Source organism: Mesorhizobium sp. RCAM 05099, from assembly GCF_059683685.1.
Genome location: NZ_CM185035.1, coordinates 4,521,468 through 4,536,144, shown reverse-complemented (window position 1 = coordinate 4,536,144; position 14,677 = coordinate 4,521,468). Strand labels below are relative to the sequence as shown.

Sequence of the window (14,677 nt, the reverse complement as noted above, 5' to 3'; positions counted from 1 at the left end):
GATGTCGATCAGGCAGGGCCGATCGGCCGACTGCTCACCTCGACGCCTTGATCCTATCAGCAATGCGGTCGCAAATCCCGCCTGGCGGATCGAGACGTGTGGGCCTGTGCATCGACAACGAAAAAGCGGCGCGGAAAATTCCGCGCCGCCTTTGTTTCAGGTATTTGAAGGTGTTGTTCAGCCGCGCCTGGCGTCGACCGAATAGGCGCCGGCACCGAGCACTGCCAGGAGCAGGAAGCCGCCGGTGAGGCCGAGGTTCTTCTGCAGCATCAGCATCTGCATCTGGTCGGCGAAGTTGAGGTGCGCGACCGCCGTGGCGGCCAGCGTGAAGATGGCGAGTACGATCGCCACGATGCGGGTCTGGAAGCCGACAAGGATGGCGAGGCCGCCGAACAATTCAAGCAGGCCGGAACCAACGGCAGCCACCGTCGGCAGCGGCAGCCCGATGCTGCCGAACCACTGGGCGGTGGCCGAGATCGCGGTCAGCTTGGCGAAGCCCGACAGGATGAAAAGGATCGACAGGAGCACCCGGCCGACCAGGATCGTGGCCGAGGCATTGGAAGCGGTGCCGGAACCGGCGACGGAAGTGTTGAGGGACATGGTGGTACTCCGAATGGGGTTGATGCCCTGCAGATAGCCCATGTCGACTGTTCACCAAAGACGCGAATGCGGCGACACATCGTTCACCGTAGGTAACGTTCCTGCGATCATCCCGGGTGCGTCATGTCCTCCGGCCGCACCAGCCGGTCGTAGTCGGCTTCGCTGACCAGCCCGGTTGCCAGCGCTTCCTCGCGCAGCGTGGTGCCGTTCTTGTGCGCGGTCTTGGCGATCTTGGCGGCGTTGTCGTAGCCGATGGTCGGGGCGAGAGCCGTCACCAGCATCAGCGAGCGATCGAGTGCCGCCTTGATGTTGTCCTCACGCGCCTCGATGCCGACGACGCAGTTGTCGGTGAAGGAGACCGAAGCGTCGGAGAGCAACTGCACAGACTGCAGGAAATTGTAGGCCATCAGCGGGTTGTAGACATTCAGTTCGAAATGGCCCTGGCTGCCGGCGAAGGTGAGTGCGGCATTGTTGCCGAACACCTGCACGCAGACCTGCGTCATCGCCTCGCACTGGGTCGGATTGACCTTGCCCGGCATGATCGAGGAGCCCGGCTCGTTTTCCGGTAGCGACAGTTCGCCGAGGCCCGAGCGCGGGCCCGAGCCGAGGAAGCGGATGTCGTTGGCAATCTTGAACAGCGCCGCCGCCGCCGCGTTGATGGCGCCGTGCGAGAACACCATCGAATCGTGGGCGGCGAGCGCCTCGAACTTGTTCGGTGCCGTGACAAAGGCGATGCCGGTAATGGCAGCGATGCGGTCCGCCACCCTTTCGGCGAAGCCGACGGGCGCATTGAGGCCGGTGCCGACGGCGGTGCCGCCCTGCGCCAGTTCCTGCAGGCCGGGCAGCGTCATCTCGATGCGCTTGATCGAGGAGGCGACCTGCGCCGCATAGCCCGAGAATTCCTGGCCCAGGGTGAGCGGGGTGGCATCCTGCGTGTGCGTGCGGCCGATCTTGATGATGTGGTTGAAGGCCCTGGCCTTGGCGTCCAGCGCCTTGTGCAGATGCTTCAGCGCCGGCAACAAATCGTGCACGATGCGCTCGGCGCAGGCGATATGCATGGCCGTCGGATAAGTATCGTTCGACGACTGGCTCATATTGACGTGGTCGTTGGGGTGCACCGGCTTCTTCGAGCCCATGACGCCGCCCAGCATCTCGATCGCCCGGTTGGAGATCACCTCATTGGCGTTCATGTTGGACTGCGTGCCCGAGCCGGTCTGCCAGACCACCAGCGGGAAATGCTCGTTGAGCTTGCCGTCGATCACCTCTTGCGCCGCCGCGATGATCGCCTTGCCGATCGCCGGGTCGAGCCGCTTCAGCTCCATATTGGCTTCCGCCGCCGCCCGCTTGACGATGCCGAGCGCGCGCACGATCGAAGCCGGCTGCTTTTCCCAGCCAATCTTGAAATTGCCGAGGGAACGCTGCGCCTGCGCGCCCCAATAGCGATCGGCGGCGACCTCGATGGGACCGAACGTATCGGTTTCGGTTCTGGTCTTTGGCGTGCTCACGGCTTTCTCCTTGTCGAAGTCGGCAACGGCGTATCGCGTTGCACAAACCGCTTCAAGCGGAGATTTCGGGCGCAAATGATGCAAATCGGTTGAACGCCTCCACCTTCTCCCGCAAGGGAGAAGGGAAGGCGCGTCGGCTTGCCGAAGTGAATGCCCTGAACGGCCAGTCAGGCAAGCGGTGGGCCTACGATGTCGATGCCATTCTTTGCGCAGAGCTGCACCAGTGCCGCGATGATTTCCGGCGTCGGTTCCACTTGCGGCGGCAGCTCCGGCTGTTCGGCGGGGCGGCCCGCCTGGCGCAGGAGCGTTTCGAAATCCGCACCGCGCGTGACGGTCAGGGTACTCGCTCCTTCGCGCGACTCGACCCTGTAGGTGTGCGGCAGGCCTTTCGGCGCAATGACGGTTTCGCCGGCGTCCGCAATGTGTTCGTGGCCGGCGATCTGAAAGCGCAATCTCCCGTCCAGGACGTGAAACACTTCGTCTTCGCGGCGATGCACATGCAGCGGCGGAGAGTCGCCATACGGCATGCGATGTTCGACGACGCAGATGCCGTCTTCTCCCGCGGCCGATGAGATGTGGATCGCGACGAGCGTGTTGTTGAACCAGAAGAGTTCCTTGCCTGTGATCGTCCCAGGGGTCATTGTCATGAGTCTATGCTCCTATTTCCTATTGTTGCCTGTGCCGACTGGGCGGCGCCGATGGCGACCTAACCAAGGACATGCCGGCGACGGAAATCGGATGATCGTATGGGGCGAATTGATGCGATGAATTTGAACGCGCTCGACCTCAATCTCGTCAGGGTGTTCGACGCCCTCCTGCGGGAAAGAAGCGTTACGCGTGCCGGCGAGCAAATCGGCCTCAGCCAGCCTGCCGTCAGCGCCGCGCTCAATCGCTTGCGGCATGCCCTCAACGACCAGCTGTTCGTGCGCCACGGCAACGAAATGATGCCGACGCCGCGCGCCGAGAGCCTGGCGGAGCCGTTGCGCGTGGCACTGCGGGAAATCGAACGTGTCTTCCAGTCCACGAAAAACTTCGATCCGGTGGAACTCGAACGAACCTTCACGCTGATGGGTGCGGATTTCTTTTCCATGCTGCTGATGCCAACGCTGGCGGCGCGCATCGCGGGTATCGCGCCGCGTGTGTCGTTGCGGTTTCTCGATAGCGCGCGCGGCGACGTTTCGCGCCTGCTTCAGGAGGATGAGATCGACGCAGCGCTGGAGCGTCCGCTGGAGGTCTCCGACTGGGTTTCCAGCACGCCTCTGTTCCATTCACCATTCGTCGTCATCGCCGCGGGCGACAATGCTGCGATCAGACAGGCGGGGATCGCGGACGGCGCACCTCTGCCGCTCGAGCTTTTCTGCGAACTGCCCCACGTTCTTCGCTCTATCGACGGCTCGATGTCGGGTTCCACCGACGAGGCGCTCGGCAAGCTCGGGCGAACGCGTCGTGTGAGCCTGGCACTGCCGCACTTTCAGGCTGTCGCGTTGGCAGTGGCAAACGGAAACTACCTCGCAGCGGTCCCCAGGCAGTTCGCCGTTTGGGCCGCGAGGACCCTTCCGCTCGTCATCTTCGAACCGCCGCTTCCCATTGCTGTTCCCGAAATCAGGATGTACTGGCACGCGCGCCACGACGACGAGCCACCTCATCGCTGGGTTCGCAACCAGATCCTGGAGGCGGTCGGTGCTCTTGGATTTGTGGAAAGCGCCACCACTGAAATTGTCGGCGCCTAGCGGCCGGACTGTTCACCCCGCCGTGCGGATGCCGTCGATGGAAAAGATGCCGCCGCTGGTCCATGCGGCCTCATCGCCGGCCGGATGAACCGCGATGCCGGCGAGGTCATCGGGGCGCCGATGCGGCCCAGCGGGAGATCCGCTCGACATAGGCCTTCGCCCCCTATGCCTCGATCGTCAGCTCGGGATCGTTTTCTTCCAGCGGCGCAACCGTGTGCGCAGGAAGGAGATGCGGCCGAAAGGAAGAGTCGGGCGACCGGATGGCGGATGCGGCCGCTCTTCCCGGCGTTGACGCACGAGGTTCATCAATCGGCAGAAGGTGGGGGTTTCCAGTCCGGGCAGACGTTTCACGATGCTGTCGGGCAGCGGCTTTGAGCGCCAGGCGAAATAGGCCTCGTAGTCCTCAGGCGTTTCGATCAGGTGCTGGAGATAGGCCGCCAGCTCCTTGGCGCTGGGGAAGGCGCTGGCGTCGATGTAAGAATTTGAAGGCACGAATTCATCCACATTCGGCGCGCCAAGGTAGATCGGTACCGTGCCAGCGTCGAATGCATCGTAGATCTTCTCGGTGACGTAGTCGGGCTCGATTGAATTTTCCAGCGCCAGGCAGAAGCTGTGCCGCGCAATGGTTTCAATCTTGGATTCCCGGCCAAGATCCGCGCCACTGATCGCTCGATTGTGAAAGTGTCGGCCGTAGGAGTCGATCTTGATATGGCGCGAGAGCTCGGCCGTGAAATCAATGCGGCCGCTGCGGTTGACGGGGGCGGACTGGAACAGCGCAACGGGCGCCTCTTCCGTCTTCGCGGCGATCGGTCTGGCAACCATCTCCTGCCATCTGCGAGCCCGGGGAAGATAGGGCATCCAGACATCGGAACATGTTTCGTGCGTCATCGTCATGTCGAAATGCCTCATGACATCCGGATTGGTGACGCGTTTGTAGTTCTGGCGGCTCTCCATTGACCATGCCACCCAATATTGGCCGGGGTATTTGTAGGCGTCGCCGAATTCGCGAAAGTCCGGAATGTGAAAGACGACCGCTGCCGCCTCGGAAAGCCGGCGCTTGTCCAGCGTCCACCGCCCTTCACAATGGATGGACGCGATGTCGACAGGCTTACCGAAGAACGTCGTGTAGAAAAGGATCAGCGGATCGTTTGATGACATGGCACCATGAGTGTCTGAACTACGCCTCGGATCTATAGCGGTGACACACGCGGAATGGGAAGTCTGGTCAAGCGCCTTGGCTTGTCGGAGGCGGACGCAAAGGGGCTGATCCGCACAGTCACCCGGCGGTATAGCCGCCGTCGACAGCGAAGATGCCTCCGCTGGTCCACGCGGCCTCGTCGCTGGCCAGATAAACCGCCATGCCGGCGAGGTCATCGGGACGGCCGATGCGGCCCAGCGGATAGCTGCGCTCAACATAGGCCTTCAACTCCGCCTTTGCCTCGGCAGGCAGATTGTCGACTGTCCTGCGCCGCATGGCGGTATCGACTGTGCCAGGCGCTATGGCGTTGACGCGGATGCCACGTGGGCCGAGCTCGAAGGCTAGCGATTTGGTCAGTGAGTTCAACGCGCCCTTCGACAGCGAATAGAGGCTTGATGGCCGCTTTGGGATCATCTTGTTGGCGAAATAGGAGGAAATGTTGATCACCGATGCGCCGGTTGCGAGATGTGGCAGGAGGCCCTGGGTGAGGAAGAACACCGCCGTCACGTTGAGAGCGAAGGATTGCTGGAACTGAACCTCGCTGACATCAGCGAACGGCACCAGAAAAGCCACCCCCGCATTGTTGACAAGGATGTCGAGAGCTCGGCCCGACCTTTTCACCAGATACACGACGGTTCTGATGCCGACGCCGGTGGCAAGATCGGCCGACAATGTCTCGACAGTACCAACCGAGCCGGAAGCCGTCAGTTTTTCGTGAGCGCCGTTGAGTTTCCCGGCGTCGCGACCGACGATCGTGATGTCAGCGCCTTCACGCAAGAAAGCTTCGGCGATTGCAAGGCCGATGCCGTCCGATCCGCCGGTAATCAGCGCGCGTTTGTTGTTCAGTCTCATTGGACGCTCCGGGACCGCTTTGGCCACCTCGAGAGCACCGCGGATTCACGGCCGTGGTCAAGCTATCGACCTATCCCACGGTATGAACTTCGACCCTTGTAAGCCTTCTGGTGTGTTGAATTGCCAGATGACGCAGCTTGCATCTGGGGCGCGAACAGGATAGCCGCCTTGATCGAGGGGCCGCGCAAGTTTAAGTCAGGCAACGCGGGCTTCCGATCGAAATACTTTCTGCAAGAGCATTGTTGAAAATGGTACCTCTTGAGACGGGAACCCAGAAGCTTCCCTTGCCGGTCGATGTTGTCGAAGTTGAGAGGCGCCTGCTGCCCGGGCTTAATCGAGGCGAGATCTACTGCCGATTCGACAACGGAAAGCTCTCGGTGCGCTCTCGCGCCGCCTGGCTTGAAAGGCACCGGCAAGTATTGACCCTCGTTGCCGAGGCCTTGGCGTCCCTTGGCGTCCGCAGCGTACCGCCGTTCCACATGCTCCTCGGCGATACGCCGTCCCGTAGAAGGCATCGCTATTTCCGCACTCGCTTCGCATTCTCCCAGGCGGACGGCTATGGCGAAGTGGCCGCGCCGGATTTTGTTTTCGATGGTTGGCCGGACGCAAAGTTTGACGACTATGATCAAAAGACGCGGGCGATGGCAGCTGCGTCGGACGGGCCGCCACGCGATAACAGGCTGTTCTGGGCAGGGCGCTGCATGAACGGCGCCCGCAGAAGGATAGTCGAGATCGCCGCGGCCCGGCCCGATCTCCTGGAGGCGTACGACACCGAGCCAAACTATGACGTTGCCATCAATCGGTATTCGGCAACTTTCAGGTCGATGGAAGACCAGGTTGCCACCTACCGATATATGATCGATGTCGAGGGTGCGGGCTACAGTGGCCGCTTCAAGATGCTGCTGCACACGAAACGCGTTGTGCTGTTGCAGGACCGGCCCTGGCGGGAATGGTTCTTCGACAGTATCGAGCCGTTTCGTCACTATGTCCCGGTGGCACGCGACATGTCCGATCTGGTCGAGCGCATCGAGTGGTTGCGTGCCAATCCGAAGATGGAGGCCGAAATAGCGGAAGAAGCGCAGCGCTTCGCGCAAACCCACCTGACGCGCTCGGCTGCCGTGGCGGCATGGGCCCGTCTGCTCGAAAGCCATATGGCTGCCGGCGGCAATCTGAAGTCCGGTCTCCAGCGGCGCAGGCCTGCGACTGGTTGGCCGCCGCGATAGGGCGCCTGTCACCCTGTATCAAATTCGGCCGGCCAGCCAGTCGAGACTGACTACGCGACGGCGGTCACGGTCTCCCTCGTGGCCAGCCGCCCTGCGACATAGCTCTTGACCTGTAGGATCGCCTGTTCACGCGAGACGCTGCCCGGCTGCAGGCCGAGCCGCAGCCAAAGCCCGTCGATCAGCGCGGTGACGCCAAATGCGATGTCGTCGGCATCCCTCGGCGCGGCAAGGCCGTGCAGGCCGGGCAACAAGTGCGGGCCCGAACGCTGATCATCGCCGGCGCGCGCGATCCGCTGTTCGGCAAGGCGCATCAGCAGGTCTTGCTGCGCGCTCTTCCCGAAGCCGTCCTCGTCCGAGCCGAGAACTGTGGCCACAACCCGCATTGGGAAGATCCGGCCCTTGTCGCCAGGGCCGTCATCGAAGCCTTTACAGGCTAAGAGTTCCACCGGACCAACGATTGCGAAGTGGGCGATAGCCGCAAGGTCTCCGTTGGTTTGGTCAGGTCAGGCCGCGCAGCCTGCCAAAAGGCCTGCCACGCTGGCGAGGCGGCGAGGGCGGCTTCATGGCTGGCACGCGCCTCGGTGCTGTCGAAGGCGGTAACGGAAATGAAAACGTTCTCGCCCGCCCGTATCGGCAGGCGCGGAAAGCTGTTTTCAGCATGCTCCGTGATGAAAGCGGCGAGCTGGCGTATACCGGGTGCCGTCATCAGCGGCGCCATTTCAACCTCGAAGCGATTGGCGAAACCGATTTCGGTGCCGCGCCGCAAGTGATGAATCCGGATGACAACGATGCCAGCCACAGCTTTGTTCCGGCTTGGTTTTTCGCCGGCAGGCATGCCGGCCCGCGACGCACCAGAGAGGTCGAAGCCGGCGCCCAGCCACGCGGGCTTCAGCAGCAGCACATCGTCGGAATCGATCATCGTTGCATTGGCCGCATTGCTGTGCGCCGCCCAGACCGGCCCGGCATAAAAGGCGGCGAGTGCATCCTTGCGCGCATCCATGCCGTCGAAGCCTCGCAGCCAGACGAACATGTCCGGGCGATCGAGATCCCGGAACTGACCGATGATAGTCATGCCGGCCTCTTCCTGGCCTTCGATCAGCTTGCCGTCGAAGATGTCGATGAGTGTCTCGCGCATGCCGGGCTTCAACGTGTACTGCCTCAGCTCGACCACGGGCGAAGCGAGCATTGCGAGTTCCGGTAGGGTTTTTCGAGGTAGGTCCATCGACAGTCTCCAAAACAGGATGATCATCCTGTTTATAAACAGACCGGTTGTCCTGTTTTGTCAACATGCTATTGTTCAGCAATGTCAGCAGAGATTGCCGCTCAACCAAGGCTTCGTTCACGCAAACGCATCAACGACCCCGAAGGCATGCGCAAGAAAGTGCTCGATGTCGCCGAAGAGTCGTTTCAGGCACGCGGCTATCATGCTTCCAGCCTCGGCGATCTGATGGCGGCGGCGGGTGTCAGCGGCGGCGCGCTGCATCACCATTTCCCGACCAAGAGGGCGCTGGCGCTGGCGGTGATCGAGGAGCGCGTGGCGGCGGCGGTCGAGGAGACATGGATCGCGCCGGTGCTGGCGGCGGATTCGGCACGCGAGGGCGTGCGAACGGTGTTCGAGGCCGTGGCGGCGCAACTGGAGCAGCAGGGCTTCGTGCGCGGTTGCCCGCTCAACAATCTGGCGCATGAACTGTCGCTGGCCGATCCCGATTTTCGTGCCGCGCTTGCCGGTATCTTTTCGGCGTGGCGCCAGGCCATCGCCGACAAGATCAGCGCCGACCAGCGGGCGGGCAGGGAGCAGGGCATCGACCCGCAGCGCTTCGCCGCGCTCGTTGTGGCCACTTATTCCGGCGCCATGTCGATGGCCAAGACGGCGCAGGACGCCACCATGCTGCGCGACTGCCTGGCGGCGCTGGGTGAAACCTAGATCGCGGCCGCGCTGCTCGCGCTTGACGATGGCATCTACAACTTCCTGTTCGAGGGTGGGCCGACAGACCCGCGCTCGACGATCGATGTTGGCAGAATGAGCCTTTCCGCCGGGCGCTGATCTCCCTTCAGCCGTCGGATCAGCAATTCTGCGACACTCTTGCCAAGTGCATAGACGGGCTGGTCGATGACGGTAATGGGCGGGGTTGTCACGCTCGTCCAGTCCGCATCATGGAAGGTGATCAGCGAAATGTCCTCGGGAATCCGCAGGCCGCGCTGGCGGATCACCCTGAAGATCTCCAGCGCTATGACGCTGTCGGAGGCGAGGATCGCCGTCGGCCGATCTGGTCCGGACAGCAGTTTGTCGGCAACCCTGCGTGTTTCGGCGGGGCTTGTTGCACCAAGGCGAACATGATTTTCCGGCCGATCAATTCCGGCATCTCGGCACACGGCGAGGAAACCGTCGATACGCTCGCGGACCGACGAGGTGTAGATTTGCCCGAGATCGCGGTATTCATGCCCTTCGGCGTCGACCGCGGTCACATAGGCGATGTTGCGGTGGCCGGCATCCGCAAGAATGCGGGTCGCCCGCATGGCGATGCCGCGATCGTCGACCGTCACCGTATCGACATCCAGATCGGGCAGCGCCCGGTCAAGCAGGGCAAGCGGCCGGCCTGAACGATGGATGTCGCGCAGGTGCGAGATGTCACGCGATTCCGATGGCGTGACGATCAGCCCGTCGACGCGCTTGCCGATCAACAGCCGCACGGCTGCCTTTTCAACCTCGATCCTCTCGCCGGAGTTGGCCAGAATGACGTTGAAACCGGCTGCTCTTGCCGCGTCGCTGATGCCGCGCACCGCGAGGCTGAAGAACGGGTTCTCGATGTCGCCGACGACCACTCCGATGATGCCGGACCGGCCGGTCGTCATGCTGCGGGCCAGTTCGTTCGGACGATAGTCCAGTGCCTTGGCCGCGGCCATGACGTCCGCGCGGATCATATCGCTGACGACGCCGTATCCGCCGAGCACGCGCGCGGCTGTCGCTTTCGACACGTTTGCCGCGCGGGCGACGTCGCTGACTGTTATCGACCGGGTCTTGGGCGCGGTTTTTTTCATTGGACAAACGACTACAAGAGTTGTTGACGGAAGGTCAATCTGACGATAACGATTATCAAAGAGACCGGTCTCACACAATAAGAGACCGGTCTCTTTCAAAAAATGCGTGAGCCAAGAGGCGTGATGGGAGCCTGCCGTGCAAGCCGCTGTCGCGGCGACGAACGTTACGAGGCGTGAAATTGCGGGCTCAACGCAAATGCCAAGAAGAACAAACCTTCAGAGTGGAGAGAAGACATGAGCAGGATCGGAATTCTCAAGTCGTTGATGTCGCCGGCCCAGACCGGCGCAATGGCTCTTATGGTTGTGTGCATCGCAGCAGGTTTGGTTTCGCGGGCTGCCGCGGCGGATGACAATCCCTATGGACTTATCGATGCGAAGGTTATCAGCGTCGGGACCATGGGAGACGCAAAGCCCTACGCTTTCACGCAGGCGGATGGCACGTTCACGGGGTTCGATATTGAACTCTTTCGGAACGTCGCGAGCCGCCTTGGATTCAAACCGGATCAGGTGATCTTCACCGGTCAGGAGTTCTCGGCCCTGATGCCTTCGGTTGCCAATGAGCGTTTCGACGTGGCGGTCGCGGCGATCGGTACGACAGATGCGCGCAAGAAGACCGTCGACTTTTCCGACGGCTATCTCGCAGGCTACCTGTCGGTGCTTACCGCAGACAAGGCGATAACTTCGGCGGACGGGCTCAAGGGCAAGCGTCTTGGCGTCGTGCAGGGTACGCTGCAGGAAATCTATGCAGCGAAGAATTTTGTCGGGACGGATCTCGTCAAATTTCCTGACAACAATTCGGCCGTCTCGGCGCTCAACAATGGCACGGTGGATGCTCATTTCCTCGACTATGAGGCAGCCAAGGACTATGGGGTTCGTTATCCGGACTTGAAGATCGCAGTTAACATCCCTTCCTTCGACGCGCCAGCAGGCTTCGTCGTGCGCAAGGGCAACGACAAGCTTCGCGACGCGCTGAACACTGCCCTGCATGCGGCGATGCAGGACGGCACCTGGAAGACGCTCTACGAGAAGTGGTTCCCCGGTTCGCCGATGCCTGACCAGTATCTCCCCAAGAAGTAACCGCGCCTGCCGCTGGCCTTGATGGCCGGCGGCAGAACTACACGCTGTTGCGCCTGATTTCCGGATGGCACGAATAGCGCGATGGAAAAGGGGATCGAATGAACTGGCTTGAAAACTTGCGCCGCAGTTTCCTCGACTGGCAGGCCATGGCCGACGTGCTGCCGAGCATGATCACCATCGGATTGAAGAACACCTTGATCCTCGCCGCCACTTCCACGGTGCTTGGCGTTATTCTCGGCATGATCCTTGCGGTCATGGGTATCTCGCAATCGCGTTGGCTGCGCATTCCGGCCCGGATCTACACCGATATTTTTCGTGGCCTTCCGGCGATCGTCACGATTCTGCTGATTGGCCAGGGCTTCGCCCGCATCGGCCGTGAAATCTTCGGGCCTTCGCCCTATCCGCTCGGCATTCTCGCCCTCAGCCTGATCGCCGGCGCCTACATCGGCGAAATCTTCCGTTCGGGAATCCAGAGCGTCGAGCGCGGGCAGATGGAAGCCTGCAGGGCGCTCAGCATGAGCTACGGGCAGGGGATGCGCCTGATCGTGATACCGCAAGGCATCCGCCGCGTCTTGCCGGCTCTGGTCAACCAGTTCATCGGCAACGTCAAGGATTCGAGCCTTGTCTATTTCCTCGGTCTGCTCGCGTCGGAGCGCGAGATTTTCCGCGTCGGCCAGGACCAGGCGGTGGTCACCGGAAACCTCTCGCCATTGCTTCTGGCCGGCGTGTTCTATCTCGTCATCACCGTGCCGTTGACCCATGTGGTCAATCACATCGACAACTCGCTGCGCGTCGGCAAGCAAAAGGCCGGCCTCGTCGCCAGTGGCCTCGCCGAGGTGAGCGAACTGGAAAGTGCCGTCAGCAGTCCACCTTCGGAGACCAGCCCTGAAGGCAGCCCGGCGCTTCACCGGTTCAAGGGCGGCAGTCTCGCCATCACCGATCTCGACATGGCCTACGGCGATCTCGATGTCCTCAAGGGCGTCAGCCTGACGGTCAAGCCGGGCACGGTCACATGCGTCATCGGTCCATCAGGTTCGGGCAAGTCGACCCTGTTGCGCTGCCTCAACCGCCTGGTCGAGCCCAAAGGCGGCGACGTGCTCCTCGATGGCGCGAGCATCCTGGCGATGAAGCCTGAAAAACTGCGCCGCCGTGTCGGCATGGTATTCCAGCATTTCAACCTGTTTCCGGACCATACAGCCCTGGAAAACGTCATGCTGTCGCTGACCAAGGTAAAGGGCATGCCGGTGCAGGAGGCCGAGCGCATCGCCGAGGCGCGCCTCGCCGATGTTGGCCTTGCCGCCCGCAAACACCATCGTCCCGGCAGTCTTTCCGGTGGCCAGCAGCAGCGCGTGGCAATCGCCCGAGCGCTTGCGATGGACCCGGAGGTTATCCTCTTCGACGAGGTGACGAGCGCCCTCGATCCGGAACTGGTGAAGGGCGTTCTGAACCTGATGGCGGACCTCGGCCGGCGCGGCATGACAATGGTCGTCGTGACCCATGAAATGGGTTTTGCCCGCAAGGTCGCCGATCAGGTCGTCTTCATGGACGAAGGCCGCGTCATCGAGGTCGGCACGCCTGCTGCGATCTTCGACACCCCGAAAAGCCCGCGTCTGAAGCACTTCCTTGCCGAAGTGCTTTGATCGCACCATCGCATGGCCCCCGAGACGCATGGAAACCAAGACGCCTTCGCCCCGGCCGCCAATCCAACCTCCACACAGTGAAAGAATATCCCATGGCTACATTACCTTCGGTCTCAAAGGTCATTGTTGTCGGGGGCGGCATTTTCGGTGTCTCCTCGGCCGTTCATCTTGCAAGGCTCGGTATCGAAACCGTCCTGATCAATGATGGACCGCTCGCCAAGGGAGCTTCCGCTCGCTCGCTCGCCTGGCTCAATTCCGCGCGCAGGCGGTCGGCCGAGTATCATCGCCTGCGCATGATCGGCATCGACCGCTACCGGACGCTGTCGGCGCGATATCCGGATGCCGACTGGCTGCGTTTCGATGGCGGCCTGACATGGGATGCGGACGACGCCTCGAATGAGATCGCGGACGTCTTCGCCCATGAAAAGGCCCTCGGTTATGATGCCCAACATCTGTCCGCAGGCGCGGTAGCTTCAGCCACGCCGGGTATCGCTGCAAGCGCTGTCACGCATCAGGGCGCGATCTTCAATCCGGGCGAAGGCTGGGTCGACCTGCCGCGGCTGATCGAGATCTTGATTGCGGAATTCGTGGAGCGTGACGGCCAACTGGTCACCGATGCCGGAAGCGCCGCGGTCACTGTCGTCAACGGTCGTGCCACTGGCGTCACCACGACAAGCGGCATCAGCTTTGCCGCCGACGCGGTACTGCTGGCGACCGGCGGTGACGTGCCGCGAATGGTTGCGGACTCCGGCCAGCATATCGCCGATGGGACGCCGATCGCGCTGCTGGTCAGGACCAAGCCGGTGAGCTTGCCTCTTCGGGCCGTGCTCAACACGCCGCGCGTCGCCATCCGCCCGACGCCGGACGGAGCGCTCGCGCTCGATTCCGCCTGGTCGGAAGAAGAGGTGGTCGTCAATTCGGACGGCACTTATGGCGTGAAGGATTCGACTGTTCAGGGGCTTCTCGACGAAGCCTCGAAGGTTCTCGAGGGCCATCCGAAGCTGGAACTGGAAAGCTATGGTGTTGGCCCCAAGCCGATTCCCGGAGACGGCGAGCCGGTATTCGGCCAGTTGAAGGACATCGAGGGATACTACGTTGCCTTCAGCCACAGCGGCGCAACGCTTGGCCTGATCGCGGGCGAACTGCTTGCTGGCGAGATCGCCAGCGGCATTGAGAATCCGCTGCTTGCGAACTTCCGTCCAAGCCGCTTTAGTGTCTCTACTCAGCCAGTGGCTTGATCGTCTCGTAGCCGTTCACCGATTGCGCGCTAGTGCCTTCATCGTAGCGTCTGGCCAGCGCAGCTTGCAGGTCCGGCGCATAGAGCGTGGTGAACGCATCCAGCGTCTCGCCGGACCCGTTCTTGAAGGTCTCGTTGACGGCCAGCACATTGTATTTGCAGTCGCCCAGGCTGAACGTCTCCTTGCCCTTGACGACAAGGGTCAGCGTCTTGGTGCTTTTCGGCTGTTTGTCCGGCGACAGCTCGACGAACTCTATTGTGCTCTTGGAGCCTGTCTTCAGCGGAAACAGTTTTCTGAGATCGGAAAACGGGATCATCGCCAGCCGGCCGGTGTCGCTGTCGCGAAACACCTCGATCAGGCCGGCAAAGAGGAACTGGGTCTGCGGCGATTGCGACTCGTATGTGTTGACGACGGAAACCATTCCGCCGGCCACAGGTCGGAACTCGCTCTGAATTCCGGGCCTCGCCAGAACGAAACCATTCTTGGCGGACTTCGCGTCGATGCAACCAGCGGCATGCGCGGCGCTCGAGGTCAGCATCGCGGTCAACATCATGCCGGTAAAGGCCGTTCTCATC

The 14,677-nt window shown here is 61.9% G+C and carries 17 protein-coding genes; 7 read left to right on the top strand and 10 right to left on the bottom strand.

Annotated elements, in window-relative coordinates; translation table 11 throughout:
• Positions 1–177 precede the first annotated feature (177 nt).
• The 3 genes from AC56QQ_RS22540 to AC56QQ_RS22530 all read right to left on the bottom strand — a co-directional run bounded on the left by AC56QQ_RS22540 (position 178) and on the right by AC56QQ_RS22530 (position 2,752).
• The gene (locus AC56QQ_RS22540) at positions 178–600 is read right to left on the bottom strand and encodes a DoxX family protein (protein ID WP_489860719.1); all 423 of its coding nucleotides are present in this window, start codon (positions 598–600) and stop codon (positions 178–180) included.
• Between the two features lie 107 nt (positions 601–707).
• The gene (gene fumC, locus AC56QQ_RS22535) at positions 708–2,105 is read right to left on the bottom strand and encodes a class II fumarate hydratase (RefSeq protein WP_489860720.1); all 1,398 of its coding nucleotides are present in this window, start codon (positions 2,103–2,105) and stop codon (positions 708–710) included.
• Between the two features lie 167 nt (positions 2,106–2,272).
• Positions 2,273–2,752, bottom strand: coding sequence for a cupin domain-containing protein (locus AC56QQ_RS22530; protein ID WP_489860721.1), 480 nt, complete (start codon positions 2,750–2,752; stop codon positions 2,273–2,275).
• A 99-nt stretch (positions 2,753–2,851) separates the two neighbouring features.
• Between AC56QQ_RS22530 and AC56QQ_RS22525 the strand changes: the two genes are divergently transcribed.
• Positions 2,852–3,835, top strand: coding sequence for a LysR family transcriptional regulator (locus tag AC56QQ_RS22525; RefSeq protein WP_497123426.1), 984 nt, complete (start codon positions 2,852–2,854; stop codon positions 3,833–3,835).
• A gap of 12 nt (positions 3,836–3,847) precedes the next feature.
• On the opposite strand, the gene AC56QQ_RS22520 is transcribed toward AC56QQ_RS22525, so the two are convergent.
• The 3 genes from AC56QQ_RS22520 to AC56QQ_RS22510 are packed head-to-tail and all read right to left on the bottom strand — an operon-like array spanning position 3,848 to position 5,885.
• Positions 3,848–3,985 (bottom strand): hypothetical protein, encoded by a 138-nt coding sequence (locus tag AC56QQ_RS22520; protein ID WP_497123425.1) that lies wholly within the window; start codon positions 3,983–3,985, stop codon positions 3,848–3,850.
• Between the two features lie 27 nt (positions 3,986–4,012).
• Complete coding sequence (locus AC56QQ_RS22515; RefSeq protein ID WP_497123424.1) at positions 4,013–5,209, bottom strand: glycosyltransferase family 10 fucosyltransferase; 1,197 nt, start codon at positions 5,207–5,209, stop codon at positions 4,013–4,015.
• On the bottom strand, positions 5,112–5,885 hold the full coding sequence (locus tag AC56QQ_RS22510) for an SDR family NAD(P)-dependent oxidoreductase (RefSeq protein ID WP_497123423.1): 774 nt from the start codon (positions 5,883–5,885) through the stop codon (positions 5,112–5,114). The genes AC56QQ_RS22515 and AC56QQ_RS22510 overlap by 98 nt, the downstream gene beginning before the upstream one ends.
• A 284-nt stretch (positions 5,886–6,169) precedes the next feature.
• Between AC56QQ_RS22510 and AC56QQ_RS22505 the strand changes: the two genes are divergently transcribed.
• On the top strand, positions 6,170–7,108 hold the full coding sequence (locus AC56QQ_RS22505) for a glycosyl transferase family 90 (RefSeq protein ID WP_497123422.1): 939 nt from the start codon (positions 6,170–6,172) through the stop codon (positions 7,106–7,108).
• A gap of 50 nt (positions 7,109–7,158) precedes the next feature.
• Here AC56QQ_RS22505 and AC56QQ_RS22500 read toward each other — a convergent pair whose 3' ends face one another.
• Positions 7,159–7,419 carry a TetR family transcriptional regulator C-terminal domain-containing protein gene (locus AC56QQ_RS22500; RefSeq protein ID WP_497123421.1) on the bottom strand — a complete coding sequence of 87 codons (261 nt, stop codon included), beginning with the start codon at positions 7,417–7,419 and terminating at the stop codon, positions 7,159–7,161.
• Here AC56QQ_RS22500 and AC56QQ_RS22495 point away from each other — a divergent pair.
• Positions 7,342–7,545 carry an alpha/beta fold hydrolase gene (locus AC56QQ_RS22495; RefSeq protein WP_497123420.1) on the top strand — a complete coding sequence of 68 codons (204 nt, stop codon included), beginning with the start codon at positions 7,342–7,344 and terminating at the stop codon, positions 7,543–7,545. The two genes, AC56QQ_RS22500 and AC56QQ_RS22495, sit on opposite strands and share 78 nt — an antisense overlap.
• Here AC56QQ_RS22495 and AC56QQ_RS22490 read toward each other — a convergent pair.
• Positions 7,542–8,330: an NIPSNAP family protein gene (locus AC56QQ_RS22490; protein WP_497123419.1), complete on the bottom strand. Its 789-nt coding sequence runs from the start codon at positions 8,328–8,330 to the stop codon at positions 7,542–7,544. The genes AC56QQ_RS22495 and AC56QQ_RS22490 overlap by 4 nt on opposite strands.
• Before the next feature lie 147 nt (positions 8,331–8,477).
• Between AC56QQ_RS22490 and AC56QQ_RS22485 the strand changes: the two genes are divergently transcribed.
• Complete coding sequence (locus tag AC56QQ_RS22485) at positions 8,478–9,032, top strand: TetR/AcrR family transcriptional regulator (protein ID WP_497123418.1); 555 nt, start codon at positions 8,478–8,480, stop codon at positions 9,030–9,032.
• 35 nt (positions 9,033–9,067) lie between these two features.
• On the opposite strand, the gene AC56QQ_RS22480 is transcribed toward AC56QQ_RS22485, so the two are convergent.
• Complete coding sequence (locus AC56QQ_RS22480; RefSeq protein WP_497123417.1) at positions 9,068–10,147, bottom strand: LacI family DNA-binding transcriptional regulator; 1,080 nt, start codon at positions 10,145–10,147, stop codon at positions 9,068–9,070.
• Between the two features lie 288 nt (positions 10,148–10,435).
• Between AC56QQ_RS22480 and AC56QQ_RS22475 the strand changes: the two genes are divergently transcribed.
• The 3 genes from AC56QQ_RS22475 to AC56QQ_RS22465 all read left to right on the top strand — a co-directional run bounded on the left by AC56QQ_RS22475 (position 10,436) and on the right by AC56QQ_RS22465 (position 14,102).
• Positions 10,436–11,224 (top strand): ABC transporter substrate-binding protein, encoded by a 789-nt coding sequence (locus tag AC56QQ_RS22475; RefSeq protein ID WP_497129092.1) that lies wholly within the window; start codon positions 10,436–10,438, stop codon positions 11,222–11,224.
• Positions 11,225–11,322: 98 nt separating this feature from the next.
• On the top strand, positions 11,323–12,864 hold the full coding sequence (locus AC56QQ_RS22470) for an amino acid ABC transporter permease/ATP-binding protein (protein WP_497123416.1): 1,542 nt from the start codon (positions 11,323–11,325) through the stop codon (positions 12,862–12,864).
• 92 nt (positions 12,865–12,956) lie between these two features.
• On the top strand, positions 12,957–14,102 hold the full coding sequence (locus AC56QQ_RS22465; protein WP_497123415.1) for an NAD(P)/FAD-dependent oxidoreductase: 1,146 nt from the start codon (positions 12,957–12,959) through the stop codon (positions 14,100–14,102).
• On the opposite strand, the gene AC56QQ_RS22460 is transcribed toward AC56QQ_RS22465, so the two are convergent.
• Complete coding sequence (locus AC56QQ_RS22460) at positions 14,083–14,676, bottom strand: hypothetical protein (RefSeq protein ID WP_497123414.1); 594 nt, start codon at positions 14,674–14,676, stop codon at positions 14,083–14,085. The genes AC56QQ_RS22465 and AC56QQ_RS22460 overlap by 20 nt on opposite strands.
• Position 14,677 lies beyond the last annotated feature (1 nt).

Bases quoted from the DNA above. Each gene is read 5' to 3' on its own strand.
- AC56QQ_RS22540 (WP_489860719.1), bottom strand. From the start codon at position 600: ATGTCCCTCAACACTTCCGTCGCCGGTTCCGGCACCGCTTCCAATGCC.
- AC56QQ_RS22530 (WP_489860721.1), bottom strand. From the start codon at position 2,752: ATGACAATGACCCCTGGGACGATCACAGGCAAGGAACTCTTCTGGTTC.
- AC56QQ_RS22525 (WP_497123426.1), top strand. From the start codon at position 2,852: ATGGGGCGAATTGATGCGATGAATTTGAACGCGCTCGACCTCAATCTC.
- AC56QQ_RS22520 (WP_497123425.1), bottom strand. From the start codon at position 3,985: ATGTCGAGCGGATCTCCCGCTGGGCCGCATCGGCGCCCCGATGACCTC.
- AC56QQ_RS22515 (WP_497123424.1), bottom strand. From the start codon at position 5,209: ATGACCTCGCCGGCATGGCGGTTTATCTGGCCAGCGACGAGGCCGCGT.
- AC56QQ_RS22510 (WP_497123423.1), bottom strand. From the start codon at position 5,885: ATGAGACTGAACAACAAACGCGCGCTGATTACCGGCGGATCGGACGGC.
- AC56QQ_RS22500 (WP_497123421.1), bottom strand. From the start codon at position 7,419: ATGCGCCTTGCCGAACAGCGGATCGCGCGCGCCGGCGATGATCAGCGT.
- AC56QQ_RS22490 (WP_497123419.1), bottom strand. From the start codon at position 8,330: ATGGACCTACCTCGAAAAACCCTACCGGAACTCGCAATGCTCGCTTCG.
- AC56QQ_RS22485 (WP_497123418.1), top strand. From the start codon at position 8,478: ATGCGCAAGAAAGTGCTCGATGTCGCCGAAGAGTCGTTTCAGGCACGC.
- AC56QQ_RS22480 (WP_497123417.1), bottom strand. From the start codon at position 10,147: ATGAAAAAAACCGCGCCCAAGACCCGGTCGATAACAGTCAGCGACGTC.
- AC56QQ_RS22475 (WP_497129092.1), top strand. From the start codon at position 10,436: ATGGCTCTTATGGTTGTGTGCATCGCAGCAGGTTTGGTTTCGCGGGCT.
- AC56QQ_RS22470 (WP_497123416.1), top strand. From the start codon at position 11,323: ATGAACTGGCTTGAAAACTTGCGCCGCAGTTTCCTCGACTGGCAGGCC.
- AC56QQ_RS22465 (WP_497123415.1), top strand. From the start codon at position 12,957: ATGGCTACATTACCTTCGGTCTCAAAGGTCATTGTTGTCGGGGGCGGC.
- AC56QQ_RS22460 (WP_497123414.1), bottom strand. From the start codon at position 14,676: ATGAGAACGGCCTTTACCGGCATGATGTTGACCGCGATGCTGACCTCG.